Below are 26,578 nucleotides of genomic sequence, written 5' to 3' on the forward strand. Positions count from 1 at the left end.
CTCTAAAGCTCCCGTGGTCGAATCAAATAAGCACAATGTCGTGAGCCGGAAATGGCGTGCGCGGTGCGCTCTACCCGGTAATCGTTGCCGAACAGGCGGTGAAACAGCTGCAGCTCGGAATTGCACAGGCTGCTGCAGCTGGAACCGGCTACGCCGATTGGGCAGTGGTTTTCCACCAACAGCGCGCCGTGCGGATGTTCGATCAACTCGGCCATGTAACCGTCGTGTTGCCGCAGCCGCACCAGGCGGGTTAATCGGTCCTGATGGCTGCGCTCGGCGGACAGCTCTTCGGCATAGCGCAGATAAAGCTGCTCTTCGCGCGCATTGAGCAAGGGTTCCACCCCGGCGCCGCCAAACAGCTGCAACGCGGATTCTCGCAGCCTCTCCTGATCGGCGGCAGCAAAGGCGTGCCCCCGTTCGGTCAGCGACCAGTAGCGCGTCGGGCGGCCGACCTTGCTGCGCGCTTCTTCGTAACAAACCAGCTCACGTTTTTCCAGGGATTGCAGATGTTGTCGGATGCCCATCGGCGTGATGTCCAGACGCTCCGCCAGCATTTTGGCCGAGTGCGGGCCGAGAGCCTTTAACTGCAATAAAATCAGCTCAGGTGTTTTCATGAACCAAATCCCTATGGTGTTATTTTATTTCAAGTTGATGAAAAGAATTATCGATTAAATGCTAAAGCGCGGCTACTGCAAGCACGCAATTTTTAACTCCAAAGCGTTAGTCGTACAGTTTAATTTACGAGCCTGGTCGGGTTTGCTGCCAGTGTGACCTGGATCAATATCTGTCTGAAACTCGCTAAAAAAATCAGATTTGATTAGTTTATGCCGCCATAGAGGGCTGCTCGCCGTTCTGGCTGCTGCAACGGCCATACCGGGACGCTGTGACGAGTTGAAACGTTAACGAAGATAATGAGAAAACTAGAGAATTTTCACCTGCTGGTGATGCTTGTTCTGTTGGTCGCCGTCGGCCAGATGGCGCAAACCATTTATGTTCCCGTTATTGCTGATATCGCTCACGATCTGTCGGTGCGCACCGGCGCCGTGCAGCGGGTGATGGCGGCGTATCTGCTGACCTACGGTTTTTCCCAGCTGATTTACGGGCCGATATCGGACCGTATCGGGCGCCGTCCGGTGATCCTGACCGGCATGATGATCTTCCTGGTCGGTGCGCTGGGCGCGCTGCTGTCCACCAACCTGACGATGCTGGTCGCCGCCAGCGCGATTCAGGGCATGGGCACCGGCGTGGCGGGCGTGATGGCGCGCACCATGCCGCGCGATCTGTATGCCGGTACTGCGCTGCGTTACGCCAACAGCCTGCTGAATATGGGGATTTTGGTCAGTCCGTTGCTGGCGCCGGTGATCGGCGGCGCGCTGGCGATGGTGTTCGGCTGGCGTGCCTGTTACGCCTTCCTGCTGGCGCTGTGCGCCTGCGTCGCCTTCGCCATGTTCCGCTGGCTGCCGGAGACCCGTCCGGTACAGACGGAAAAACGCCGCATGCTGGCCAGTTTCCGCCAGCTGCTGGGCGACAGCACCTTCAGCTGCTATCTGGTGATGCTGATCGGTGCGCTGGCGGGAATTGCGGTATTCGAGGCCAGCTGCGGCGTGTTGATGGGCGGCGTGTTGGGGCTGAGCGGCCTGACCGTCAGCATCCTGTTCATTCTGCCAATTCCGGCGGCGTTTTTCGGCGCCTGGTACGCCGGGCGCGACGGCAAGACCTTCCACACGCTGATGTGGCATTCGGTGATTAGCTGCCTGCTGGCGGGAGCGATGATGTGGATCCCGGGCTGGTTCGGCGTGATGAACATCTGGACGCTGATCGTGCCGGCCGCGCTGTTCTTCTTCGGCGCCGGCATGTTGTTCCCGCTGGCGACCACCGGAGCGATGGAGCCGTTTCCTTACCTGGCCGGCGCGGCGGGCGCGCTGGTGGGCGGCATGCAGAACATGGGGTCTGGTCTGGCGACCTGGCTGTCCGCCATGTTGCCGCAAACCGGGCAGTTCAGCCTCGGGCTGCTGATGTTCGCCATGGCGCTGTTGATCCTGCTGTGCTGGTGGCCGCTGTCCAACCGGATGCAGCATCAGGGTCATACCGCATAACCACAGGGCGCCATTCGGCGCCCTGTTTCGTTACAGCAGAAATTCGTGCAGCGCCGGGTCTTTGCGATCCAGATAGTGGGTTGAACGAATACGGCGGATGGTGCGCGATTTACCGCGGATCAACAGGGTTTCGGTGGTGGCCATGTTGCCTTTGCGGCTGATGCCTTCCAGCAGATCGCCTTTGGTGATGCCGGTGGCGGAGAAGATCACGTTGTCGTTGCGCGCCATTTGATCCAGACGCAGCGCCTGACCGGCTTCGATGCCCATCTCCCGACAGCGCGCCAGCTCCTGTTCGCCGATGCGGCGGTTTTCGGTGCTGTCGCCTTTCACTTCATGGCGCGGCAGCAAACGCGCCTGCATGTCGCCGTCCAGCGCGCGGATCACCGCGGCGGAGATCACCCCTTCCGGCGCGCCGCCGATGCCGTACATCACATCGACCTCGCTTTCCGGCATGCAGGTGAGAATGGAGGCCGCCACGTCGCCGTCAGGAATGGCGAACACCCGCACCCCCAACTGCTGCATCTGCGCGATGACGCCGTCGTGGCGCGGTTTGGCCAACACGATCACCGTCAGCTGCGACAAGGGTTTACCCAGCCGCGCGGCGACGTTCTGCAGGTTCTCCGCCAGCGGCAGGTTGATATCGATGGCGCCGCGCGCCGCCGGGCCAACCACCAGTTTCTCCATGTACATGTCCGGCGCGTGCAGGAAGGTGCCGCGATCGCCCACCGCCAAGACCGCCAGCGCGTTGGACTGGCCCATGGCGGTCATGCGGGTGCCTTCGATCGGATCGACCGCGATGTCCACCGCGTCGCCCTGGCCGGTGCCGACCTGCTCGCCGATATACAGCATCGGCGCTTCGTCGATTTCACCTTCGCCGATCACGATGCGGCCATCGATATCCACTTTGTTGAGCATGATGCGCATGGCGTGGACCGCCGCGCCGTCGGCGGCGTTCTTGTCGCCGCGTCCCAGCCATTTGTAGCCCGCCAGCGCGGCGGCTTCGGTAACGCGGGAAAATTCGATGGCTAATTCACGTTTCATGGCAAACCTGTCTGTGAGAAAGGGAAGAAAATATCGGCAAAGTTTATCACAGCGCGGCGGCGGCGGGGCGGGGCAAAAAAAAGCGCCGCCCGCAGGCAGCACTTGTTGGAGGGCAACGGAAGCGGGATTACTCGTGATCTTCCCACGCCTGAGCGCGAGCCACCGCTTTTTTCCAGCCGCTGTAACGGTAGTTGCGTTCGGTGGTTTCGATGCTTGGGCGGAATTCGCGCTCAATCACCGCTTTGCTCTTCACCTCATCCAGATCGTTCCAGTAGCCGATGGCCAGGCCCGCCAGGAACGCCGCGCCCAGCGCCGTCGATTCACGCACTTCAGGGCGCTCTACGCGGGTGCCGAGGATATCGGACTGGAACTGCATCAGGAAGTTGTTGGCGACCGCGCCGCCGTCCACGCGCAGCGATTGCAGGCGGGTGTTGGCGTCGGCTTGCATCGCGTCCAGCACGTCGCGGGTCTGGAAGGCGATGGATTCCAGCGTGGCGCGGATGATGTGGTTGCTGTTGGCGCCACGGGTCAGACCGAAGATGGCGCCACGGGCATACGGATCCCAGTAGGGCGCGCCCAGGCCGGTGAAGGCCGGCACCACATAGACGCCGTTGCTGTCTTTCACCTTGGTGGCGAAGTATTCGGAGTCGGCGGCGTCGCTGATCAGTTTCAGCTCGTCGCGCAGCCACTGGATGGACGCACCGCCGATGAACACCGCGCCTTCCAGCGCATAGTTCACTTCGCCGCGCGGGCCGCAGGCGATGGTGGTCAGCAGGCCATTTTTCGAGCGCACCGCTTCTTTGCCGGTGTTCATCAGCAGGAAGCAGCCGGTGCCGTAGGTGTTCTTCGCCATGCCCGGTTGAACGCACAGCTGGCCGTACAGCGCTGCCTGCTGGTCACCGGCGATACCGGCGATAGGAATACGCGTGCCGCCTTTACCGCCGATGTTGGTCTGGCCGTACACTTCTGAGGAAGGACGGACTTTCGGCAGCATGGCGCGCGGGATATCCAGCACTTCCAGCATGCGCTCGTCCCAGTCCAGCTCGTGGATGTTGAACATCATGGTGCGTGAGGCGTTGGTGTAATCGGTAACGTGCACGCGTCCTTGGGTCATCTTCCACACCAGCCAGGTGTCGACGGTGCCGAACAGCAGTTCGCCGCGCTTGGCGCGTTCGCGGGCGCCTTCGACGTTGTCCAGGATCCACTTCACCTTGGTGCCGGAGAAGTACGGGTCAACCACCAGGCCGGTGTTGTGACGGATGTACTCTTCCAGGCCGTCGCGCTTGAGCTTCTCGCAGATGTCGGCGGTGCGGCGGCACTGCCAGACGATGGCGTTATAGATAGGCTTGCCGGTCTCTTTTTCCCAGACGATGGTGGTTTCGCGCTGGTTGGTGATGCCGATGCCGGCAATCTGATCGGAACTGATGTCGGCCTTCGCCAGCACTTCTACCAGCGTCGAGCTTTGCGACGCCCAGATCTCCATCGGGTCGTGCTCAACCCAGCCGGCTTTTGGGTAGATCTGCGGGAATTCGCGCTGCGATACCGCAACGATGTTGGCGTCGTGATCGAGCACGACGGCGCGTGAGCTGGTGGTCCCTTGGTCGAGTGCGACAATGTATTTTTTTTCTACAGTCATGGTAATTATCCTGCTGTTGTTAACCGTTTAAAACTGCACCAATCACGCTTTACGCTGCTGAGCCTTGGCGTCGGACTCTTCTTCCGTCACACAGACGTCGCACGGCAGGTGGCGGCCAATCAGCGCGCGGTAACCGAAGGCGCCCAGGCCGCAGCCGACGATAGGCGCGAAGATCGGCACCAGGAAGTACGGGATGTCGCGTGCGCCGGTGAAGGCGACTTTGCCCCAGCCGGCCAGGTAGGCGAACAGTTTTGGCCCGAAGTCACGCGCCGGGTTCAACGCAAAGCCGGTCAATGGTCCCATGGAGGCGCCGATCACGGCAATCAGAATACCGATCAGCAGCGGCGCCAGCGGGCCGCGCGGAATGCCGTTGCCGTCGTCGGTCAGCGCCAGGATCAGGCACATCAGAATGGCGGCGATCACCGTTTCCACCAGGAAGGCCTGGCCGACGGAGATGTGCGCGTTAGGGTAGGTTGAGAAGATGCCGGCCAGTTCCAGGCTTTCGTTGCTGCCGCGCACCATATGGTGAGCCGCTTCGAAGTCGAAGAACAGGTTGTAGTACAACCCGTAGACCAGCGCGGCGGCGCAGAAGGCGCCGGCGACTTGCGCAATGATGTATGGCACCACTTTGCGTCCGTCGAAGCAGGCGAACAGCCACAGCGCGAGGGTGACCGCCGGGTTGAGATGCGCGCCGGAAATGGCGGCGGTCAGGTAGATGGCCATGGCGACGCCCAGGCCCCAAATGATGCTGATTTCCCACTGGCCGAAGCTGGCGCCCGCCAGCTTCAGTGCGGCAACGCAGCCTACGCCAAAGAAGATCAGCAGCGCCGTGCCGAGGAACTCGGCGATGCACTGGCCTTTTAATGTCGGACTGGTGGTTTGGCTCATAATGTTGGTGTCCTGCAAAACGGCGGTTGTTGGTTTATAGGCTCAGTTGGGTATACATCCGGCCTATGGGCACAGTTTTTTTCATCTCGTCCAATTATTGAATAAGGACGTGATGTAAATTTATCGTTAACGAACATAAACGAGAAATAGCGAAATCAAAATGTGTGTGGCGCGTCATAAAATTGAGCGATTTCGCGTCGTTTAGTGTTCTTTCTGAGCCATAAAAGTGTGATCTGACCAGTGGTTTGGCGAGGGTTGTTAACAACTCGCGGCGACGGCGGCGGGGATTTTCAGTTTTTGCTGATGGCGGGGGCAGGAAAATTGCAACAGACTGCGCGATGATCCGGTATGTTGCTAGACAGGCGGAGACTGGCTACTTACAATCGTTTTTAACGAATCGAGACTGCGCGCCTTCCGTAACGGCGCGCGTCACTGAGCGCGATGCAATATTCGCAGTCGCTGCAGCCGACGTTGCGGCCGCTACTTATAGATGTACGCCTTGCTATCATGAGGGGACTGAAGCATGTCATTTGAAGTATTTGAGAAACTGGAAGCAAAAGTACAGCAGGCGATTGATACCATCACTCTGTTGCAGATGGAAATTGAAGAGCTGAAAGACAAAAACAACTCTCTGTCGCAGGAAGTTCAGGCTGCCTCCGGCAACCACGAAGCGTTGGTGCGCGAAAACCAACAGCTGAAAGAAGAACAGCACGTATGGCAAGATCGCCTGCGCGCGCTGCTGGGCAAGATGGAAGAGGTCTGATTCCTCACGCCATGCAGCAACGAAAAGGGCGCCTCAGGCGCCCTTTTTCATGACCGAAAATCACTCGATGTCGAGCGGGTCTTCGGAGAGGATGATGCCGGTGTTGTCGGCATACAGATGGTCGCCGGAGAAGAAGGTGACACCACCGAAGTTGACGCGGATATCGCTTTCGCCCACGCCTTCGCTCACGGCTCCCGCCGGGATCGCCGCCATCGCCTGAATGCCGATATCGAGCTCTTCCAGATCGTCCACCTGACGCACCGCGCCGTACACCACGATGCCTTCCCATTCGTTCTGGGCGGCCAGGCGCGCCAACTCGGCGTTGACCAGCGCCCGGCGAACCGAACCGCCGCCGTCGACCAACAGCACGCGGCCGCGGCCGTTTTCTTCAAGCAGATCGAACAACAGGCCGTTATCCTCAAAGCATTTCACCGTGGTGATCTGCCCGCCAAATGAAGTACGCCCGCCAAAATTGGAGAACAGAGGTTCAACAACGTTCACCTCTTCATGATAGATGTCGCAAAGTTCGGAAGTATCGTATTTCATAGGATTTTACGTCTGTTTGCCGCTGGAATGTTCAGTATATCCCTTTATTCGCCCTGTTGGCAAAATCATCAGTTTTTAACTGAGCGCCACGCCGATGGCGAACAGCAGGTTGGTCAGCAGCGCCGCCTTGACCATGTGCTCCAGCATCGGCCGCATGCCGACCGGTGTCGGATCGCGCAGCACGCGCAGGCCGTGACGCACCAGCAACGGGATCGCCAGCACGAACAGCCAACCCCACGGGCCGTGGAGATTGAACAGCGTAAACAGCGCGAAACACAGCACCGCGCCGCCGAGCAGCAGGGCATGGTAAATGCGCGCCTTGTGCGGGCCGAGACGCACCGCCAACGTGTTCTTGCCGTTTTCGCGATCGCTCTCGATATCGCGCAGATTGTTGATGTTGAGCACCGCCGTCGCCAGCAGGCCGCAGGCGGTGGCCGGCAGCATCACGACGCTGTCGAAAGTGTGCGTTTGCAGATAGTAGGTGCCGGCCACGCTCAGCCAGCCGAAGAATACCAACACCGAGATGTCGCCCAGCCCCAAATACCCGTAGGGCTTGTTGCCGACGGTGTAGGTGATGGCCGCCACGATGGACAGCCCGCCCAGCACCAGGAAGCCCACTACGTCGCTGGGTTGCTCGCAGGCGACGGCGATCAGCGAACAGCCGGCGAGGGCAATCAGCACCACCGTCACCACCAGCGCCCGTTTCATCTGCGCCTGGGTGATCATGCCTTTTTGCATGCCGCGCAACGGCCCGATGCGATCTTCTTTGTCGCTGCCTTTGACCGCATCGCCGTAGTCGTTCGCCAGGTTGGAGAGGATCTGCAACAGGCCGGCGGTCAACAGCGCCAGCAGTGCCACTTCAGGTTTCAGGCTGCCGTGCCAGGCGGCGATCGCCGAGCCGACCACGATGGAGGCAAAGGCCAGCGGCAGGGTGCGGGGGCGTAGACTTTCCAGCCAGGCGGAGATCGGGGTGGTGGAGGTTGATGAGCTCATGTTTCGCTTCTGTCAGTAAGTTGCGGTGTCCGTTAGAAATAATTGTGGGAGGCAATGCCTCCCACACAGATGACTGACAAGACAATGATTGAGCGATTATAGGATAAAACGACTCAAATCTTCATCCGCCACCAGTTCATCCAGATGACTGCGCACGTAATCCGCATCAATTGTAATGGATTGGCCATTAATTTCACTCGCATCGTAGGAAATATCTTCCATCAGACGCTCCAGCACGGTGTGCAGACGACGCGCGCCGATGTTCTCGGTGCTTTCGTTGACCTGCCACGCGGCTTCGGCGATGCGGCGGATGCCGTCGGCGGTGAACTCGATATTGACGCCTTCGGTGCCCATCAGCGCTTTGTACTGCTCGGTCAGCGACGCGCTCGGCTCGGTCAGGATGCGTTCGAAGTCTTCGGTGGTCAGCGCCTGCAGCTCAACGCGAATCGGCAGACGGCCCTGCAGTTCCGGGATCAGATCCGACGGATTGGCGGTCTGGAACGCGCCGGAAGCGATGAACAGGATGTGATCGGTCTTCACCATGCCGTGCTTGGTCGACACGGTGCAGCCTTCCACCAGCGGCAGCAGATCGCGCTGCACGCCTTCGCGCGAGACGTCCGGGCCGGAGCTTTGGCCGCCGCGCTTACAGATTTTGTCGATCTCGTCGATAAACACGATGCCGTGCTGTTCAACCGCTTCGATCGCCTGCTCTTTCAGCTCTTCCGGGTTCACCAGCTTGGCGGCTTCTTCTTCCACCAGCAGCTTGAAGGCTTCTTTGATCTTCAGCTTGCGCGGTTTTTGCTTCTGGCCGCCGAGGTTCTGGAACATCGACTGCAGCTGGTTGGTCATCTCTTCCATGCCCGGAGGCGCCATGATTTCCACGCCCATCGGCGCGGCGGCCAGATCGATCTCGATCTCTTTGTCGTCCAGCTGGCCTTCGCGCAGTTTCTTGCGGAATGCCTGGCGGGCGGCGGACGGCTCCTGGTTTTCTTCCGGCTGGCCCCAGTTGTTCTTGGCCGGCGGGATCAGCACGTCGAGAATACGCTCTTCGGCCAACTCTTCGGCGCGGGTGCGGTTTTTCTCGATCGACTGCATGCGCACCATCTTGATGGCGGCATCGGTCAGATCGCGGATGATGGAGTCCACTTCTTTGCCCACATAGCCCACTTCGGTGAACTTGGTGGCTTCAACCTTGATGAACGGCGCGTTAGCCAGCTTCGCCAGGCGGCGGGCGATTTCGGTTTTACCGACGCCGGTCGGGCCGATCATCAGGATGTTTTTCGGGGTCACTTCGTGACGCAGCATCTCGTTGAGCTGCATCCGGCGCCAGCGGTTGCGCAGGGCAATGGCGACAGCGCGTTTGGCCTTGTTTTGGCCAATGATGTAGCTGTCCAGTTCGCTGACGATCTCGCGCGGAGTCATTTCAGACATGGTATTCGATCCTTACGCTTTGGAAGGCAATTCTTCAATGGTGTGGAAATGGTTGGTGTAAATACAGATGTCGCCGGCGATGTTGAGGGATTTCTCAACGATGTCGCGGGCGCTCAGCTCGGTATTTTCCAACATGGCGCGGGCGGCGGCCTGAGCGTACGGGCCGCCGGAGCCGATGGCGATCAGATCGTTTTCCGGCTGCACCACATCGCCGTTGCCGGTGATGATCAGCGAAGCGGTTTCATCGGCGACCGCCAACAGCGCTTCGAGCTTGCGCAGCATGCGGTCGGTGCGCCAGTCTTTCGCCAGCTCGACGGCGGCTTTCACCAGGTGGCCCTGGTGCATTTCCAGTTTGCGTTCAAACAGTTCAAACAGCGTGAAGGCGTCAGCGGTGCCGCCGGCGAAACCGGCGATCACTTTGTCGTTATACAGGCGACGCACTTTCTTGACGTTCCCCTTCATCACCGTATTACCCAGGGTTGCCTGGCCATCACCACCGATGACGACCTGGCCGTTGCGGCGTACGCTTACAATTGTTGTCACGAGCAGACCCTCGTTAAAGACGGAAAGAAGTCCCCGCAGCGCCTGCTTTCGCAGACGCTACGAGGCATATTGACAGTATAGATGGGGGGGGATTGACGCTTTTCAACCCCCAACGGAGAGGGGAATGCAACTCGACATGCCGACGCCCTTCAGGCGTGAAAGGGTTTTATCCGCGGCGGCGCGGCTGCTGTACGGGCCGAGCACCACGCGATTCCAACCGCCGCCGGCGGTGATGCGGCTCTCTATGCCCTCGAACGCCAGGCGCGCCCGCACGGATTCAGCCTGATCGGTGGCGCGGAACGAACCGCATTGCACCATCCACTTCTGTTTCGATTCCGGTTTAGTTTCCTGCTTGGCCGTTTCCTGCTTCACTTCCGGTTTGGGCTCCGGCTTCGGTTGCGGCTTCGGCTCAGGCTGTTTCACCTGTACCGGTTGCTGGGTGGCCGGCTTCGGCTGCTGGTGCTGCTGCACCGGCGCAGTGGTGGCGCCGTTGTTGAACGGGTTGCGCGGCGCCTGGGTGACCTGCTGCGGTTGCTGTACCGGCTGCTGCTGCATTTGCTGTTGTTGCATCTGCTGCTGCTGGCGATTGCTGCGCGCGTTGGCCTGGCCCGGATCGTTATACGGCACTTCGTTCAGCTGCGTCGGGCGCTGCTGCATGTCGGCCTGCATCTGCTCCAGCAGTTGCCGTTGTTCGGCGGTCAGCTGAGTTTTGGAATTGAGCTCGCCGCCGGCCGTCGGCTCGGTCGGGGTTTGCACGCCGATCTGCCGGTTTTCCAGCTCTTTGATATAACGCCAGCGCTCTTCCGGCTTCGGCGGCAGGCCGTTGCCCGGGCGCGTGGTGTGCGCAGGCAACAACGGCGCGTCTTCCGGCTTGTTGTGCGTAATGAAATAGAGGCCACCGACAAAGATAACCAGCAACGCGGCGGCTAACGCCAGCACGGTTTTGGAAACCTTCGGAGAACTGCGTTTTTTACGGCTGGGGGTTTTACGCTTAGCTCCTGCTGCGCGCCCACGGCTTACATAGTCTTTTTGTGCCACTATTATTCCGCTGTGTCCTGATGAGAGGATAAGTCCGTCATGTTACTGAACCCTAAAATATTTGACTAGCGTTTCGGGGCAGCGGTGCTGCCTCTGATAATCAATTCACTGTCCAATAGCCGGGAGCCGCTGGCCACCGTTTGGCCGTTCAACTGCTCCAGCAGCAGCAACATCGCCTGCTGGCCGATCTGGAAGCGCGGCTGCGCCACCGTGGTCAGCGGCGGATCGCAATACTGCGCCAGCTTGAGGTCGTCAAAGCCGACGATCGACAGATCCTGCGGTACCCGCAGCCCCATTTTTTTCGCCTGGGACAGCACGCCGATCGCCATGACGTCGCTGTGGCAGAACACCGCCGTCGGCGGTTTCGGCTGAGCCATCAGCATCGCCAGCGCTTGCGCGCCGGCTTCGTAGGTAAAATCACCCCGGGTAATATAGCTGCTTTCGACGGTAATGCCATTACGACGTAGCGCCTGAACGTAACCCTGCAGCCGATAATGGCTCAATGGCATCTGTTCCGGCCCGGCGACGCAGGCGATCTGCCGGTGGCCCAGCTGATGCAAATAATGTACGGCTTCAAAGGCGGCGGTCAGGTTGTCGATATGCACCGTCGGCAGCTCCAACTCGGGAGCGAACTCGTTGGCCATCACCATCGGCGGCAGGTTGCGCTGCTCTTCCTTGCTGGCGTCGAACGGCAGGTTGGAGCCCAGCAGCAGCATACCGTCGATCTGCTTGGTGATGATCAGATTGACGAAGGTGCGCTCTTGCTGGTTCTGCTGCGCGCAGTCGCCGATCAGCACCAGATAGCCTTGCTGGGCGGCGGTCTGTTCGATCCCCTGGATCACGTCGGCGAAAAACGGATCGCAGATGTCGGGTACGATCACCAGGATGGTGCGGGATTCGTTGCGCTTGATATTGCGTGACAGAGCATGAGGAGAATAACCCACGGCCAGGACGGCCTGTTCCACTTTCTGGCGCGTCGGCGTTGACACCTTTTCCGGGTTCATCAGCGCACGCGATACGGTAGCCGTTGAAACGCCCGCCATTTCGGCGACGTCTTTCATGGTCGCCATGGATAACTCTTTCTTGTGTTCCAACGCCTTTCTCCTTGCGTCAGCGCCATGCCGACGCCGCTACTGCTGTTTGCTCACAATGTCCGGCATGCGGTGGCGGGATTGTTGTCATTGAGCGCCACTCGCGTTCGGGCACTCCGTCGCGCTGCGATGTGGCGACAAAATTTGCCCTCGCAGACATTCTAAACAGAATACGCCCCGCCTTTGTTACCTAATTTGCATAAAAAATGTGACCTGAGAAGGTTTTTTAGCGTTCGCTCGCAATTTAAAGGGTAAACGTTTGCACTGCGGCAGCTAAATCGGACTTTTCCGGGATCAACTGTCGATCGGATCGACATCCAGCGTCCATTTCACCTTGCGCGTTTGCGGCAGGGTGCCGATCAGCGGCAGCGAACTTTTCATCAGCTGTTGCAGGACGCGCCGCGCAGGATGCTGCAGTAGCAGCTGCCAGCGGAAACGGCCGCCGCGTTTGGACTGCAGCGCCGGCACCGGGCCCATCACCCACAGCGAATCGTCCTTCAGCGGGCTGGCTTCCAGCAGGTTGCGCAGCTGCTGCAGGAACAGCGGGGCCTGCTGGTTATCGTGATCTTCGGCGCGCACGATGATGTGGCTGGTATAGGGCGGCAGGAACACGCTGTTGCGCTCCGCCAGCGTCTGTTTGGCGAAGGCGTCGTAGCCCTGTTGCAGCAGCACCTGCAGCAGCGGGTGCTCTGGATGGTGGGTTTGCAGCAGCACTTCCCCCTGTTTGCCCGCCCGGCCGGCGCGCCCGGAGACCTGGGTGTACAGCTGAGCGAAACGCTCGGCGGAGCGGAAGTCGGCGGAGAACAGCGCGCCGTCGACGTCCAGCAACGCCACCAGCGTGACGTCGGGAAAGTGGTGGCCCTTGGCCAGCATCTGCGTGCCGATCAGAATGCGCGCTTCGCCGCGATGGATATCCGCCAGGTGCTGTTCCAGCGCCCCTTTGCGGCTGGTAGTATCGCGATCGATACGGGTGATCGGCGTGTCGGGGAACAGCGGCGCCAGCTCCTGCTCCAGCTGTTCGGTGCCGACGCCGACCGACACCAGGTGGGTCGAGCCGCATTGCGGGCACTGGTGCGGTACCGGCCGCTGGCTGTCGCAGTGGTGGCAGCGCAGCTGGCGCTGATGCTGGTGGAAGGTGTAGTAGTGATCGCAGCGTTGGCATTCGGCGATCCAGCCGCACTCGTGGCACAGCAGCGCCGGGGCGTAACCGCGGCGGTTAAGGAACAGCATCACCTGATTGCCGGCTTTTAAATGGTGCTGCATGCTTTTTAAAAGCGGCTGCGACAGGCCGACCTTCAGCGGCAGCCCTTTCAGATCGATCAGGTGCTGCGCCGCCGGTTTGGCGTTGCCCGCACGCTGGGTGAGCTTCAGCTGGCGATATTTGCCCAGCTGCACGTTGTGCAGCGTTTCCAGTGCCGGCGTGGCGGAGCCCATCACCATCGGGATGTCCTCCTCCCGGGCGCGGAATACCGCCAGATCGCGGGCGTGGTAGCGCCAGCCTTCCTGCTGTTTATAAGAGCTGTCGTGCTCTTCGTCGATGATGATCACGCCCAGCTGGCGGAACGGCGTGAACAGCGCCGAACGGGTGCCGATGACGATGGCGGCTTCGCCGCTGCGCGCGCGCAGCCAAACCGCTAGCCGCTCGCTGTCGTTTAGCCCGGAGTGCAGCACGTCCACCGGCGCGTTGAAGCGCTCGCGAAAACGGGCGATGGTTTGCGGCGTCAGGCCGATTTCCGGCACCAGTACCAGCGCCTGCCGGCCTTTGGCCAGCACGTTCTCCAGCACGCTGAGGTACACCTCGGTCTTGCCCGAGCCGGTCACACCGGCCAGCAGCCAGGCGGCGAACTGTTCATCCTCGCTTCTGATCGCCCCGACGGCGGTGGCCTGTTCGGTATTCAGCCGCAGCCGCTCGCCGAGTACCGCGAAGTTGGGGCGCCAGTCTTGCGTGTCCGCGACCTGAGCGCGCAGATCGATCAACCCTTTGGCGCGCAGCGCCTGCAGGGCGCTTTCCGTCAGCTCCAGCTGACTGACCTGATGGCGATAGACCGGGCGTTGCAACAGCGCCGCCAGCGCCTGCTGCTGTTTCGGCGCGCGTTTCAGACTGTCGGGCGGCGTGGCACGCCCCTGCTCGGTGGCGAACCACTGCCACAGCGGCGCGGCTTCGGCAGGTTTGCCTTGCCGCAGCAGGATCGGCAGCGCGTGGAACAGCACTTCGCCGATAGGATAATGGTAGTAATCGCTGGCCCAGCGCAGGATGCGCCACAGGCTGGGGGAGAACAGCGATTCGCTGTCGATCACGCTGTCGATCGGTTTGAGCTTGTCCAGCGGCAGTTCGCTGGTGTCGCTGCAGCCGGTGACGATGCCGATCGCATGCTGCCTGCCCCAGGGCACGCCTACGCGCGCGCCGGCCACCGGCTGCATGCCGGGCGGCAGCAGATAGTCGAAGGTGCGGGCGAGGGGGACCGGCAAAGCAACGTGTACGACGGGCATGATCTCATCCAAATTGAAAAAAAGAGGGCATCAGTTTACACGGCGCATCGGCAAATGTACGGTTCCGATTGCGCGCCCCGGCTAATGCTGTATAATTTGCCGCCTTTGGTATAATTCGATACCAAAATTCTATTATCAACCACGTGTGGTGTCTGGCGAAACAGGGCTGGATAGCGACACGGCCTTAACTGAGGTTTCCCATGAAACAAGGTATCCACCCAAAATACGAAGAAGTTACTGCTAACTGCTCTTGCGGTAACGTGATGAAGATCCGCTCCACCGTGGGCCACGATCTGAACCTGGACGTTTGTGGCGCATGCCACCCGTTCTACACTGGCAAGCAGCGTGACGTTGCTACCGGTGGCCGCGTTGACCGCTTCAACAAGCGTTTCAGCGTACCAGGCGCTAAGAAATAAGATTTCTTATCGTCCGATGAAAAAGGCGCCTTGGGCGCCTTTTTTCGTTTCTGCCGCCGGCGTTCGCCGGGCGGTTCTCAATATTCCCAGGTATCGGGATCGACACCCAGTTCGCGCATCAACGCTTTTGCGGCTTCCGGAATTTCATCGCTGCGCTCTTTGCGCAGGTCTTCATCATTCGGCAGCGGCTGGCCGGTAAAGGCATGCAGAAACGCTTCGCACAGCAGTTCGCTGTTGGTGGCGTGGCGCAGGTTGTTGACCTGGCGACGGGTCCGTTCGTCGGTGAGGATTTTCAGGACCTTCAGCGGAATGGATACCGTGATCTTTTTGACTTGCTCGCTTTTTTTACCGTGTTCAGCGTAAGGGCTGACATACTCGCCGTTCCACTCAGCCATGGGACACCTTAACTTTGTCAGAAAAATTACAAAATTCTAAAAACCGGGCAATTATGCCCGATCTTCACTGTTCTCACTAAATAAATGTCAATTTTACGCGACCAGGGTCACTGAATGCCCCGCTTCGGCCGGGCATTGTGGCTCAACATCTTATCGTCATGTCATATCGGCATAATTTTAGCGGGTATTGTGCCATTGCTCAATCTATACGCAGAGAAGTTTAGATGTCCAGATGTATTGACGTCTATCAATCCTGCGATTACTCTTTAGGCCTCATTCACCGAACCGAGAGCCGAGCGAGCCCATGACGCGTAAACCAGCCACGATTGCCGTACGCAGCGGCCTGAACGACGACGAACAGTATGGCTGCGTTGTCCCGCCGATTCATCTGTCCAGCACCTATAACTTTACCGACTTCAACCAACCCCGAGCCCATGACTACTCGCGCCGCGGCAACCCGACGCGCGACGTGGTGCAGCGCGCGTTGGCGGAGCTGGAAGGCGGTGCCGGCGCGGTCATGACCGGCAGCGGCATGTCGGCGATCCATCTGGTGACTACCGTGCTGCTGAAGCCCGGCGATCTGCTGGTGGCGCCGCACGACTGCTACGGCGGCAGCTATCGGTTATTCGACAGTTTGAGCAAGCGCGGCGCCTATCGGGTGCTGTTCGTCGATCAGGGCAATGAAGAAGCCCTGCAGCAGGCGCTGGCGCAAAAGCCCAAGCTGGTGCTGATTGAAAGCCCCAGCAATCCGCTGCTGCGGGTGGTGGACATCGCGGCGATCTGCACCGCCGCGCACGCGGCGGGTGCGTTGACGGTGGTGGACAACACCTTCCTCAGCCCGGCCCTGCAACAGCCGATCGAACTCGGCGCCGATCTGGTGGTCCATTCTTGCACCAAATACCTGAACGGACATTCGGACGTGGTGGCCGGCGCGGTGATCGCCAAAGATCCCGAGCTGGCGGTCGAACTGGCCTGGTGGGCGAACAACATCGGCGTGACCGGCGGCGCGTTCGACAGCTATCTGCTGCTGCGCGGCATGCGCACGCTGTCGCCGCGCATCAAGGCGGCGCAACAAAACGCCGAAGCGATTGTCGGCTATTTACAGCAGCAACCGTTGGTGAAAAAGCTGTATCATCCTTCCCTGCCGGAAAATCCGGGGCATGAGATCGCCCGCCGGCAGCAGCGCGGTTTCGGCGCGATGCTGAGTTTTGAACTGGACGGCGATGAAGCGGTGCTGCGCCGTTTTCTCTCTGCCCTTGAGCTGTTTACTCTGGCAGAATCGCTGGGCGGCGTAGAAAGCCTGATCTCGCATGCAGCGACCATGACCCACGCCGGTATGGCGGCGGAGGCGCGGGCAGCGGCCGGCATCTCCGAGAGCCTGCTGCGCATTTCCGTGGGTATTGAAGACAGTGAAGATTTGATTGCCGATCTGGAACGCGCTTTCCAGGCGGCGGCAACGAGGTAAGCATGAATGCAATTGCTGTAGCAGGGCCGGTGAGCGGGCGTCAACTGCACAAGTTTGGCGGCAGCAGTCTGGCGGATGTGAAGTGTTATCTGCGTGTGGCCGGGATTATGGCGGAATACAGCCAGCCGGGCGACATGATGGTGGTATCGGCCGCCGGCAGTACCACCAACCAGTTGATCAACTGGCTGAAGCTCAGCCAGAGCGATCGCCTGTCTGCGCACCAGGTGCAGCAGACGTTGCGTCGTTATCATAGCGATCTTATCGGCGGCCTGCTGCCGCCGGAAAGCGCCGAGCCGCTGATCGCCGAATTCATTCAGGATCTGGAACGTCTGGCGGTGCTGCTGGACGGCAAAGTCGACGACGTGTGCTATGCCGAAGTGGTCGGGCACGGCGAGATCTGGTCGGCGCGCCTGATGGCGGCGGTGCTTAATCATCTGGACATGCAGGCGGCCTGGCTGGATGCGCGTGACTTCCTGCGCGCCGAGCGCGCCGCGCAGCCACAGGTGGATGAAGGCCGTTCTTACCCGCTGCTGCAACAATTGCTGGCCCAACATCCGGGCAAACGCCTGGTGGTGACCGGCTTCATTTCGCGCAACGACGCCGGGGAAACCGTGCTGTTGGGGCGTAACGGCAGCGACTACTCCGCCACTCAGGTCGGCGCGCTGGCCGGTGCTGCGCGCGTCACCATCTGGAGCGACGTAGCCGGGGTATATAGCGCCGATCCGCGCAAGGTGAAAGACGCCTGCCTGCTGCCGCTGCTGCGTCTGGACGAAGCCAGCGAGCTGGCGCGTCTGGCTGCGCCGGTGTTGCACACCCGTACCCTGCAGCCGGTCTCCGGCAGCGATATCGATCTTCAGCTGCGTTGCAGCTACCAGCCGGAACAGGGCTCGACGCGCATCGAGCGCGTATTGGCTTCCGGCACCGGCGCCAAGATTGTCACCAGCCACGACGATGTGTGCCTGATTGAACTGCACGTCGCCGCTCAGCATGATTTCAAACTGGCGCAGAAAGAGTTGGATCTGGTGCTCAAGCGCGCGCAGATCAAACCGCTGGCGGTGGGGATCCACCCTGACCGCAACCTGGTGCAGCTGTGCTACACCTCCGAGGTGGTCAATAGCGCGCTGGCGACGCTGCAGGCCGCAGCGCTGCCGGGCGAGCTGCGCCTGCGCGAAGGGTTGGCGCTGGTGGCGATGGTTGGCGCCGGGGTGTGCAAGAACCCGCTGCACAGCCACCGTTTCTATCAGCAACTGAAAGATCAGCCGGTCGAGTTTATCTGGCAGGCGGAAGATGGCATCAGCCTGGTGGCGGTATTGCGCCAGGGGCCGACCGCGCTGCTGATCCAGGGGCTGCACCAAAGCCTGTTCCGTGCCGAGAAACGCATCGGTCTGGTGCTGTTCGGCAAGGGCAACATCGGCTCGCGCTGGCTGGAGCTGTTCGCCCGCGAACAAACCAATATTTCTGCGCGCAGCGGCTTCGAATTTATCCTGGCGGGGGTGGTGGACAGCCGCCGCAGCCTGCTGAATTACGACGGGCTGGACGCCAGCCGCGCGCTGGCGTTCTTTGAGGACGAAGCGCAGGAGCTGGACGAAGAGTCGCTGTTCCTGTGGATGCGCGCGCACCCGTTCGACGATCTGGTGGTGCTCGACGTGACCGCCAGCGAAGAGCTGGCCGGGCAGTATCTGGACTTCGCCAGCTACGGTTTCCACGTGATCAGCGCCAACAAGCTGGCGGGTGCCTCGTGCAGCGCGACCTATCGCCAAATTCGCGACGCCTTCGCCAAAACCGGCCGCCACTGGCTGTACAACGCCACCGTCGGCGCCGGCCTGCCGGTCAACCACACGGTGCGCGATCTGCGCGACAGCGGCGACAGCATTTTGGCGATCAGCGGCATCTTCTCCGGTACGCTCTCCTGGCTGTTCCTGCAGTATGACGGCACGGTGCCGTTTACCGAGCTGGTAGATCAGGCCTGGCAGCAGGGGCTGACCGAACCGGATCCACGGGTCGATCTCTCTGGTCAGGACGTGATGCGCAAGCTGGTGATCCTGGCGCGCGAAGCGGGCTACGACATCGAACCGAACCAGGTGCGGGTCGAGTCGCTGGTGCCGGCGGGCTGCGAGCTGGGCTCCGTCGATCAGTTCTTCGAGAACGGTGAGGCGCTGAACCAGCAGATGCAGCAACGCTTTGAGGCCGCCAGCGAAATGGGCCTGGTGTTGCGCCACGTGGCGCGTTTCGACGCCAACGGCAAGGCGCGGGTCGGCGTTGAGGCCGTGCGTCCTGAGCATCCGCTGGCCTCGCTGCTGCCGTGCGACAACGTGTTCGCCATCGAGAGCCGCTGGTATCGCGATAATCCACTGGTGATCCGCGGGCCGGGCGCCGGCCGCGATGTCACCGCCGGGGCGATCCAGTCAGACCTTAACCGGTTGGCGCAGCTGCTTTAATCCTCTGCGGGCGCGGGTTCACCGCGCCCCTTTGCTTTTCCTGCCATACTTATCCTTGTCGCTATCATGAAATTCCCTCTTTGAGCGGGTGAGGATTAATCATCTTATTCCCCTCATTTTCCTGTTGACTCTTTAGCCAACATGCGGCATTTTCTATCTAGACGTCTAAACGTATAGACGCTCATCAAGATGAAATAAAAACAGTGATCGAGAAGAGGTGAGCAGGGTATGAGTTTTTTCCACGCAAACCAGCGGGAAGCGCTGAATCAGAGTCTGGCGGAGTTGAACGGCCAGATTAACGTATCATTCGAGTTCTTCCCGCCACGCACCAGCGAGATGGAAGAGACCCTGTGGCAGTCGATCGATCGTCTGAGCATCCTCAAACCTAAATTCGTTTCCGTCACCTACGGCGCCAACTCCGGCGAGCGCGATCGCACCCACAGCATCATCAAGGGGATCAAGGAGCGCACCGGCCTGGAGGCTGCGCCGCACCTGACCTGCATCGACGCCAGCCCGGCTCAGTTGCGCGACATCGCGACCGACTACTGGAACAGCGGCATCCGCCATATCGTGGCGCTGCGCGGCGATCTGCCGCCGGGCGGCGGTAAGCCGGACATGTATGCGACCGATCTGGTGGCGCTGCTGAAAGACGTGGGCGACTTCGATATTTCCGTCGCCGCCTACCCGGAAGTGCACCCGGAGGCGAAGAGCGCGCAGGCAGATTTGATCAACCTGAAGCGCAAGATCGACGCCGGCGCCAACCGCGCCATCACCCAATTCTTCTTCGACGTTGAGAGCTACCTGCGCTTTCGCGACCGCTGTGTCGCCGCCGGCATCGACGTGGAAATCGTGCCGGGCATTCTGCCGGTGTCCAACTTCAAGCAGCTGCAGCGCTTCGCCACCATGACCAACGTGCGGGTGCCGAGCTGGATGACCAGCATGTTCGAAGGGCTGGACGACGATGCGGAGACCCGCAAGATGGTCGGCGCCAACATCGCCATGGACATGGTGAAGATCCTCAGCCGCGAAGGAGTGAAGGATTTCCACTTCTATACCCTGAACCGCGCCGAAATGAGCTACGCCATCTGCCACACGCTGGGCGTGCGCCCGGTGGCTGCCGCCTGACACTGGCAGGCCTGTACCCATGAAGAAAGGGCGTCGCTTTACCGCGGCGCCCTTTTTTGTGGGGGAAGGCATAAAAAAACGGCCCCGATAAACGGGGCCGCGATTTGGCTCACTAGCCGGTGTTGCGCATCCCGGCGGCGACGCCGGCGATGGTGACCATCAGCGCCTGCTCCACGCGGGCGTCGGGCTGTTCCTGCTGACGCGAACGGTGCAGCAGTTCGGCCTGCAGGACGTTCAGCGGGTCGGTATAAACGTTGCGCAGCGCGATGGATTCGGCGATCCACGGCAGGTCTTCCATCAGGTGCGCGTCGTTGGCGATGGTCAGCACCACCTTGATGTCGCTTTCCAACTGATCGCGCAGCTGCTGGCCCAGCGGCCACAGCGATTTATCCACCAGGCGCTGATCGTAGTATTCCGCCAGCCACAGGTCGGCCTTGGCGAACACCATTTCCAGCATGGCGATGCGGGTGGAGAAGAACGGCCAGTCGCGGCACATCGCCTCCAGCTCCGCCTGTTTGCCGGCCTTCACCGCTTCCTGCAATCCGGCGCCGGCACCGAGCCAGGCCGGCAACATCAGGCGGTTCTGCGTCCAGGCGAAGATCCACGGAATGGCGCGCAGGCTCTCCACGCCGCCGTTCGGTTTGCGTTTGGCCGGGCGCGAGCCCAGCGGCAGTTTGCCCAACTCCAGCTCCGGCGTAGCCGCGCGGAAATAAGGCACGAAGTCCGGGTTTTCCCGCACATAGCCGCGATACATCCGGCAGGAAGTCTCGGACAGATCGTCCATCAGCGCGCGCCACTCTTTCTTCGGTTCCGGCGGCGGCAACAGGTTGGCCTCGAGGATCGCGCCGGCATACAGCGCCAGGCTGCTGATAGTGACTTCCGGCAGGCCGAACTTGAAGCGGATCATCTCGCCCTGTTCGGTGACGCGCAGACCGCCCTTGAGGCTGCCCGGCGGCTGCGACAGCAGCGCCGCATGCGCCGGTGCGCCGCCGCGGCCGATGGAGCCGCCGCGGCCGTGGAACAGCGTCAGCGCCACGCCGGCTTTTTCACAGGTTTTGATCAGCGCGTCCTGCGCGCGGTATTGCGCCCAGGAAGCGGCCATCACGCCGGCGTCTTTCGCCGAGTCGGAATAGCCGATCATCACCATCTGTTTGCCCTGAATAAAGCCGCGATACCAGTCGATGTTCAGCAACTGGGTCATCACGTCGTCGGCGTTGTTCAGGTCGTCGAGGGTTTCGAACAGCGGAGCGACCGGCAGCGCGAACGGGCAACCGGCCTCTTTCAACAGCAGGTGCACCGCCAGCACGTCGGACGGCGTGCGCGCCATTGAAATCACGTAGGCGGCGATCGAGCCCTGCGGCGCTTCGGCGATTACCCGGCAGGTTTCCAGCACTTCCAGCGTATCGGCGCTCGGCTCCCACTTCAGCGGCACCAGCGGGCGTTTGGAGTTCAGTTCGCGGATCAGGAACGCCTGTTTATCGGCTTCCGACCAGCTTTCATAGTCGCCCAGCCCCAGATAGCGGGTCAGCTCGGCGATGGCCTCGGTATGGCGGGTGCTCTCCTGGCGCACGTCGATGCGCACCAGCGGCACGCCGAAGCAGCGCACGCGGCGCAGAGTATCCAGCAACTGGCCGTTGGCGATGATGCCCATGCCGCAGGCCTGCAGCGATTGGTAGCAGGCATACAGCGGCTCCCACAGCTGTTCGTTGTTCACCAGCAGATCGTGCGGTTTCAGCACGCGCTCGCCCTTCAGGCGGCCTTCCAGATAGGCCTGGGAGCTCATCAGCTGGCTGCGCAGCTGCTTCATGATTTCGCGGTACGGTTCCTGCACCTCGTCACCGCCGGCGCGGGCGCGCAGCTCCGGGGTGCACTCGGTCATCGACAGCTCGGAGACCAGCACCTGAATATCGCGGGTGAACAGGTCGCAAGCTTTCCAGCGGCTGAGCAGCAGCACATGGCGGGTAATTTCGGCGGTCACGTTCGGGTTGCCGTCGCGATCGCCGCCCATCCAGGAGGTGAAGCGCACCGGCACCGCTTCCGCCGGCAGGCTGTAATCGATAGAGTTTTCCAGCTGTTCATTGAATTCGCGCAGGAACGCCGGCACGCCTTCCCACAGGCTGTTTTCCACCACCGCGAAGCCCCATTTGGCTTCGTCGATCGGCGAAGGGCGGTGTTTGCGAATTTCATCGGTGTGCCACGATTGGGCCACCAGCTGGCGCAGGCGGCGCATGATCTTGTTGCGCTCGTAGTCGGCCAGATCGTTGTGATCGAGCTGGCTGAGGCAGGTGTTGACCTCCACCAGCTTGTGGATCAGGGTGCGGCGGGTGATCTCCGTCGGGTGCGCCGTCAGCACCAGCTCGATGGAGAGTTGCGAGACTGCGTGTTGCAGCTCTTTGTCGCTGAGCTTTTTGTCTTTGAGGCGGCTGAACAGTTGGGCCAGCGCCTCCGGATTGCTGGCGGCTTCGCCGTTGGGCGAAATGCTGTGGTACTGCTCGGCGACGTTGGTCAGGTTGAGGAACTGGCTGAAGGCGCGCGCCACCGGCAGCAGCTCGTCGTTGGACAGGTTCTGCAGGGTGGAGAGCAGTTCCTGGCGATGCGCTTCGTTGCCGGCGCGTGAGGATTTGGAAAGCTTACGGATGGTCTCTACGCGATCGAGAATATGCTCGCCCAGCGCTTCTTTGATGGTATCGCCGAGCAATTTGCCGAGCATACTGACATTACTGCGCATTGCCGAATATTGTTCGTTCATATAACCCCTGACCCAGTTCTGTATGATTTTTATCTTGTAAATAAATTTCACGCGTCAGGCGCAGACCGCCTGCCTGATCCCACCGCGTTCCTGTCCAGTCGTCCAATTGACACTATTTTTAGCAAAAAAACATCAAAATCGGCGCATTTTCTGAAATTTAATTACGGCACGTCGGTTATCAGCACGGCTTATTTCGCCGTCTACTACTTATTTGGAGTTAGGGGAAAGCATAAAGCATTTCCCCTGTTAAATGTCGGGTTTATTGCCGGCAAAAATGAGTGACCAGCTGGCCCAGCAGTTTACGCGTCGGTTCGATAAACGCGGTGTCGAGGTACTCGTCCGGCTGGTGGGCCTGGTCGATAGAGCCGGGGCCGAGCACTAACGTCGGACACACCTGCTGTACGAACGGCGCCTCGGTGCAGTAGTTGACCACCTGGGTGCGGGTGCCCAGCAGTTCCTCGATCACTGCCACCATGCGGTGGTCGGTTGGGCACTCGTAGCCCGGCACCGACGCGTGCAGCTCTTCGATGCTCAGGCGGCCCGGCCAGCGTTGGCTCACCGGCTCCAACGCCTGATGCATCAGTTCGTTGATGTTGTCGAGCGTCATGCCGGGCAGCGGGCGGATATCCAGGTGCAGCTCGCAGCAGGCGCAGATGCGGTTGGCCGCGTCGCCGCCGCTGATATGGCCGAAGTTCATGGTGGGATAAGGCACGGCGAACGCCGGGTTGTTGTAGCGCTCCTGCAGGGTTTTGCGCAGCGCCATCAGGTGGCTGATGGATTCGTGCATCAGATCGATGGCGTTGACGCCGCGCGCCGGATCGCTGGAGTGGCCGGACTGGCCGACGATGCGAATGGCGTTGGCCATGTGGCCCTTGTGCGCGCGGACTGGCTGCAGCGAGGTCGGTTCGCCGATGATGGCGAAATCCGGCCGAATGGCGGTGGAGGCGGCGAAATAGCGTGCGCCGGCCATCGTCGTTTCTTCATCTGCGGTGGCTAAAATGTACAGCGGCTTGGTCAGTTTGCTCGCGTCGATATCGCGCACCGCATCCAGAATAAAGGCGAAGAAGCCTTTCATGTCGGCGGTGCCCAGGCCGTAGAGCTTGTTGTCGTGCTCGGTCAGGGTGAAGGGATCGCGCGTCCAGCGGCCTTCGTCGTAAGGCACCGTATCGGTGTGGCCGGCCAGCAGCAGGCCGCCGCTGCCTTCGCCGATGCTGGCCAGCAGGTTGAATTTGTGGCGCGAATCCGGCACCGGCTGCACGTCGACGCGAAAGCCCAGGTCGGCAAACCATTCGGCCAGCAAGTTGATTAACGCCTCATTGCTCTGATCGAGGCCGGCATCGGTGGCGCTGATCGACGGTGTGGCGATCAACGCCCGGTACAGCTCAATAAATGGAGGTAATTTCATCTTCACTGTTGACAGCCTTTGGTTAGGATAGTATCAATATTCATGCATTTATTTTGAATAAAAATACAGTAAGCCGAAGCGTAAGGGAACCCGATACCCGGATGTTTATAAAAGCATCAACGCCTGGCTCCGTGGGTGAACGGCGCAACAACGCTGGCTAGCCCTGTTACCTGGGTCGAAAACGACCGCACGTCAGTTGAGAAGGTGAAAGGCCACATGTTGAATACGCTGATCGTTGGTGCCAGCGGTTACGCCGGAGCGGAGCTCACGGCTTACCTGAATCGCCACCCACACATGAACATAACCGCTTTAGCGGTTTCAGCGCAAAGTGCAGATGCAGGAAAGTTGCTTTCCGATCTCCATCCCCAGTTGAAAGGCATCGTCGATCTGCCGCTGCAGCCGTTGACCGACGTTGCACAGGCGGCGCAGGGCATCGATGTGGTGTTCCTCGCCACCGCCCATGAAGTCAGCCACGATATTGCACCGGCTTTTCTGGCGGCGGGTTGCGTGGTGTTCGATCTTTCCGGCGCCTTCCGCGTGCAGGACGCCGGTTTTTATAGCCAGTACTACGGTTTCGAGCATCAGCATGGCGCTCTGCTGGAGCAGGCGGTGTACGGCCTGGCGGAGTGGCAGAGCGACAAGATCAAACGGGCGCAGCTGATCGCGGTGCCGGGCTGCTACCCAACGGCGGCGCAGTTGGCGCTCAAACCGTTGATCGAAAAGCAGCTGCTGAACCTGGACCAGTGGCCGGTGATCAACGCCACCAGCGGCGTCAGCGGCGCCGGGCGCAAGGCCAGCATGACCACCAGCTTTTGCGAAGTGAGCCTGCAGCCATACGGCATTTTCACTCACCGGCACCAGCCGGAGATCGTTGCGCACCTGGGCGTGCCGGTCATCTTTACGCCGCACCTGGGCAATTTCCCGCGCGGCATTCTTGAAACCATCACCTGCCGCCTGAAAGCCGGCGTGACCGCGCAGGACGTGGCTGCCGCCTATCATGCCGCCTATGACGACAAGCCGCTGGTGCGGCTGTACGACCAGGGCGTGCCGGCGCTGAAAGCGGTGGTGGGGCTGCCGTTCTGCGACATCGGTTTTGCGGTGCAGGGCGAGCATCTGATCGCCGTGGCGGTGGAAGACAACCTGCTGAAAGGCGCGGCCGCACAGGCGGTGCAATGCCTGAATATCCGTTTCGGTTTCCCGGAAACCCAGTCACTCCTTTAAACCAGCGTGAGTAAACAGCAATGAACCCGTTAATTATCAAGTTAGGTGGCGTGTTATTAGACAGTGAAGAAGCGCTGGAACGTCTGTTTACCGCGTTGGACAGCTACCGGCAGCAGCATCAGCGTCCGCTGGTGATCGTGCACGGCGGTGGCTGCGTGGTAGACGAGCTGATGAAGCAGCTCTCTTTACCGGTGGTGAAAAAGAACGGCCTGCGGGTCACGCCGGCCGATCAGATCGACATCATCACCGGCGCGCTGGCCGGCACCGCCAACAAAACGCTGCTGGCGTGGGCGATTAAGCATCAAATCAACGCCGTTGGCCTGAGCCTGGCGGACGGCGGCAGCGCAGTCGTGACCCAGCTCGATCCGGCATTGGGTCACGTCGGCAACGCGCAGCCCGGCTCGCCCGCGCTGCTCAATACCCTGCTGGGCACCGGCTACCTGCCGGTTATCAGCTCCATCGGCATCACCGCCGAAGGGCAGTTAATGAATGTGAACGCCGATCAGGCGGCGACGGCGCTGGCGGCGACGCTGGGGGCGGATCTGATCCTGCTGTCGGACGTCAGCGGCATCCTCGACGGCAAGGGGCAACGCATTGCGGAAATGACGGCGCAAAAAGCGGAGCAACTGATCGCGCAAGGCATCATCACCGATGGTATGGTGGTGAAGGTGAATGCGGCACTCGACGCAGCCCGCACCCTCGGCCGCCCGGTGGATATCGCCAGCTGGCGCCATGCCGATCAGCTTCCTGCTTTGTTTAACGGCGTGTCGATTGGCACCCGGATCCTCGCTTAATTTTAGAATTAGAA

At 60.7% G+C, this 26,578-nt stretch carries 22 protein-coding genes; 8 read left to right on the forward strand and 14 right to left on the reverse strand.

Translation table 11 applies throughout. The annotated features are described in order from the left end of the window. Positions 1–2: 2 nt before the first annotated feature. Positions 3–614 carry a helix-turn-helix transcriptional regulator gene (locus AC6BYQ_RS22925; RefSeq protein ID WP_019452231.1) on the reverse strand — a complete coding sequence of 204 codons (612 nt, stop codon included), beginning with the start codon at positions 612–614 and terminating at the stop codon, positions 3–5. Between the two features lie 297 nt (positions 615–911). Between AC6BYQ_RS22925 and emrD the strand changes: the two genes are divergently transcribed. After that, entirely contained in the window at positions 912–2,096 is a 1,185-nt protein-coding gene (emrD, locus tag AC6BYQ_RS22930; RefSeq protein WP_074053582.1) for a multidrug efflux MFS transporter EmrD, read from the forward strand. 30 nt (positions 2,097–2,126) lie between these two features. Here emrD and glpX read toward each other — a convergent pair whose 3' ends face one another. From glpX to AC6BYQ_RS22945, 3 genes are all read right to left on the reverse strand, one after another. Beyond that, positions 2,127–3,137, reverse strand: a complete 1,011-nt coding sequence (glpX, locus tag AC6BYQ_RS22935) for a class II fructose-bisphosphatase (protein WP_197668375.1) — start codon at positions 3,135–3,137, stop codon at positions 2,127–2,129. Between the two features lie 127 nt (positions 3,138–3,264). Further along, positions 3,265–4,773, reverse strand: coding sequence for a glycerol kinase GlpK (gene glpK, locus AC6BYQ_RS22940; protein WP_019452234.1), 1,509 nt, complete (start codon positions 4,771–4,773; stop codon positions 3,265–3,267). A 42-nt stretch (positions 4,774–4,815) separates the two neighbouring features. Continuing rightward, positions 4,816–5,661 carry an MIP/aquaporin family protein gene (locus AC6BYQ_RS22945; RefSeq protein ID WP_025160371.1) on the reverse strand — a complete coding sequence of 282 codons (846 nt, stop codon included), beginning with the start codon at positions 5,659–5,661 and terminating at the stop codon, positions 4,816–4,818. A 523-nt stretch (positions 5,662–6,184) separates the two neighbouring features. On the opposite strand from AC6BYQ_RS22945, the gene zapB reads away from it, so the two are divergent. After that, a complete protein-coding gene (gene zapB / locus AC6BYQ_RS22950) occupies positions 6,185–6,424 on the forward strand; it encodes a septal ring assembly protein ZapB (protein ID WP_004931092.1) in 240 nt (79 codons plus the stop codon). Positions 6,425–6,484: 60 nt separating this feature from the next. Here the strand turns inward: zapB and rraA are convergent, their stop codons facing one another. From rraA to priA, 7 genes are all read right to left on the reverse strand, one after another. Continuing rightward, positions 6,485–6,970: a ribonuclease E activity regulator RraA gene (gene rraA, locus AC6BYQ_RS22955; protein WP_019452236.1), complete on the reverse strand. Its 486-nt coding sequence runs from the start codon at positions 6,968–6,970 to the stop codon at positions 6,485–6,487. A gap of 75 nt (positions 6,971–7,045) precedes the next feature. Then, complete coding sequence (locus tag AC6BYQ_RS22960) at positions 7,046–7,963, reverse strand: 1,4-dihydroxy-2-naphthoate polyprenyltransferase (protein ID WP_498057578.1); 918 nt, start codon at positions 7,961–7,963, stop codon at positions 7,046–7,048. A 96-nt stretch (positions 7,964–8,059) separates the two neighbouring features. After that, entirely contained in the window at positions 8,060–9,394 is a 1,335-nt protein-coding gene (gene hslU / locus AC6BYQ_RS22965) for an ATP-dependent protease ATPase subunit HslU (protein WP_004931086.1), read from the reverse strand. Positions 9,395–9,406: 12 nt separating this feature from the next. Continuing rightward, positions 9,407–9,937 carry an ATP-dependent protease subunit HslV gene (hslV, locus tag AC6BYQ_RS22970; protein ID WP_004931085.1) on the reverse strand — a complete coding sequence of 177 codons (531 nt, stop codon included), beginning with the start codon at positions 9,935–9,937 and terminating at the stop codon, positions 9,407–9,409. A 102-nt stretch (positions 9,938–10,039) separates the two neighbouring features. Beyond that, a complete protein-coding gene (ftsN, locus tag AC6BYQ_RS22975; RefSeq protein ID WP_063918330.1) occupies positions 10,040–10,975 on the reverse strand; it encodes a cell division protein FtsN in 936 nt (311 codons plus the stop codon). A 65-nt stretch (positions 10,976–11,040) separates the two neighbouring features. After that, a complete protein-coding gene (cytR, locus tag AC6BYQ_RS22980; RefSeq protein WP_019452238.1) occupies positions 11,041–12,069 on the reverse strand; it encodes a DNA-binding transcriptional regulator CytR in 1,029 nt (342 codons plus the stop codon). Between the two features lie 291 nt (positions 12,070–12,360). Continuing rightward, a complete protein-coding gene (gene priA / locus AC6BYQ_RS22985; protein ID WP_025160369.1) occupies positions 12,361–14,556 on the reverse strand; it encodes a primosomal protein N' in 2,196 nt (731 codons plus the stop codon). A 200-nt stretch (positions 14,557–14,756) separates the two neighbouring features. On the opposite strand from priA, the gene rpmE reads away from it, so the two are divergent. Next, the gene (rpmE, locus tag AC6BYQ_RS22990; RefSeq protein ID WP_004931078.1) at positions 14,757–14,972 is read left to right on the forward strand and encodes a 50S ribosomal protein L31; all 216 of its coding nucleotides are present in this window, start codon (positions 14,757–14,759) and stop codon (positions 14,970–14,972) included. Between the two features lie 77 nt (positions 14,973–15,049). On the opposite strand, the gene metJ is transcribed toward rpmE, so the two are convergent. Continuing rightward, complete coding sequence (gene metJ / locus AC6BYQ_RS22995; RefSeq protein ID WP_004931076.1) at positions 15,050–15,367, reverse strand: met regulon transcriptional regulator MetJ; 318 nt, start codon at positions 15,365–15,367, stop codon at positions 15,050–15,052. A 304-nt stretch (positions 15,368–15,671) separates the two neighbouring features. Here metJ and metB point away from each other — a divergent pair, with 304 nt between their 5' ends. From metB to metF, 3 genes are all read left to right on the forward strand, one after another. Then, positions 15,672–16,832, forward strand: a complete 1,161-nt coding sequence (gene metB / locus AC6BYQ_RS23000) for a cystathionine gamma-synthase (protein WP_060441468.1) — start codon at positions 15,672–15,674, stop codon at positions 16,830–16,832. Positions 16,833–16,834: 2 nt separating this feature from the next. Next, on the forward strand, positions 16,835–19,270 hold the full coding sequence (locus tag AC6BYQ_RS23005; protein WP_025160368.1) for a bifunctional aspartate kinase/homoserine dehydrogenase II: 2,436 nt from the start codon (positions 16,835–16,837) through the stop codon (positions 19,268–19,270). A gap of 228 nt (positions 19,271–19,498) precedes the next feature. After that, positions 19,499–20,395, forward strand: a complete 897-nt coding sequence (gene metF, locus AC6BYQ_RS23010; RefSeq protein WP_019452242.1) for a methylenetetrahydrofolate reductase — start codon at positions 19,499–19,501, stop codon at positions 20,393–20,395. Between the two features lie 112 nt (positions 20,396–20,507). Here the strand turns inward: metF and ppc are convergent, their stop codons facing one another. Both ppc and argE read right to left on the reverse strand, forming a co-directional pair. Then, positions 20,508–23,144, reverse strand: coding sequence for a phosphoenolpyruvate carboxylase (gene ppc / locus AC6BYQ_RS23015; RefSeq protein WP_063918421.1), 2,637 nt, complete (start codon positions 23,142–23,144; stop codon positions 20,508–20,510). 259 nt (positions 23,145–23,403) lie between these two features. Continuing rightward, positions 23,404–24,549, reverse strand: coding sequence for an acetylornithine deacetylase (argE, locus tag AC6BYQ_RS23020; RefSeq protein ID WP_019452244.1), 1,146 nt, complete (start codon positions 24,547–24,549; stop codon positions 23,404–23,406). Positions 24,550–24,765: 216 nt separating this feature from the next. Between argE and argC the strand changes: the two genes are divergently transcribed. Next, positions 24,766–25,770 carry an N-acetyl-gamma-glutamyl-phosphate reductase gene (gene argC, locus AC6BYQ_RS23025; RefSeq protein WP_498057579.1) on the forward strand — a complete coding sequence of 335 codons (1,005 nt, stop codon included), beginning with the start codon at positions 24,766–24,768 and terminating at the stop codon, positions 25,768–25,770. 20 nt (positions 25,771–25,790) lie between these two features. After that, complete coding sequence (argB, locus tag AC6BYQ_RS23030; protein ID WP_498057580.1) at positions 25,791–26,564, forward strand: acetylglutamate kinase; 774 nt, start codon at positions 25,791–25,793, stop codon at positions 26,562–26,564. Positions 26,565–26,578: the final 14 nt, after the last annotated feature.

The sequence above is a fragment of the Serratia sp. LTN-2 genome (genome assembly GCF_059740205.1).